We start from the raw sequence: 821 nt of genomic DNA on the forward strand, positions 1-821 counted from the left end.
GGGCTGAGCATGCTCGTCGCATTGGTTGAGGACGAGGGGCACGACCTCATTCCCCCGCTTGCCCGATCGGCCCTCTTTCTTTTGGTACAGCAATTGCGTGAGGTGCACGAGAAGGTCGGTGAGCTGGACCGACAGATTCACATCTGGCATCGTTCGCACGAGTTGAGCCGTCGCCTCGAAACGATCCCCGGCATCGGTCCGATCACCGCCAGCGCAATCGTTGCGACCGTGACAGATGCGTCCCTGTTCAAATCCGGCCGGCAACTCGCGGCTTGGCTTGGCCTGGTGCCGCGACAGAACTCATCCGGAGGAAAGGATCGGCTCGGGCGGATCAGCAAGCAAGGCGATCCCTACATCCGTCGCCTTCTTGTTGTGGGAGCCCATGCCGTGCTTCGCTTCTGTCGTAAGGGCAAAGCGGCACCCACTCGCTGGGCTGCCGAGCTTCTGGCGAAAAAGCCGTACAACGTCGTTGCGGTGGCCTTGGCAAACAAGATGGCCCGGATCGTCTGGGCGCTGATGACTACGGGCAAGCGCTTCGCGGATTCACCGGCGTAGTGACGTAGTCGCAGAGGATGCACAGAGGTTGGTGAGGTGCTGATGGTGTGATGACGGACGGTCGAACCGGGATCGGAAAAACCCGCTCAGTGGGTGCCGCTCAAAAAAGCGCGTTGACCTGTCTGGGATCCGATCCGCGGACTTCATCAAGGCCAGCGGCATGAACAGGCCGCACTCAAAGGCCGAATACATGCCTGCACCCGACCAACCTGTCATCAATGTCAGAAAGCCCTTGCCACGCGGAGGCCGTCCATACATGCCACTGA

The 821-nt window shown here is 60.5% G+C and carries 1 protein-coding gene; it reads left to right on the forward strand.

The features are described from left to right. The coding region (locus NKI54_RS36325) for an IS110 family RNA-guided transposase (RefSeq protein WP_352694664.1) at positions 1-555 on the forward strand (555 nt) is incomplete at its 5' end. Positions 556-821 lie beyond the last annotated feature (266 nt).

Origin of the sequence: Mesorhizobium sp. M0663 (assembly GCF_040320585.1) — a bacterium.
Lineage (GTDB): Bacteria > Pseudomonadota > Alphaproteobacteria > Rhizobiales > Rhizobiaceae > Mesorhizobium.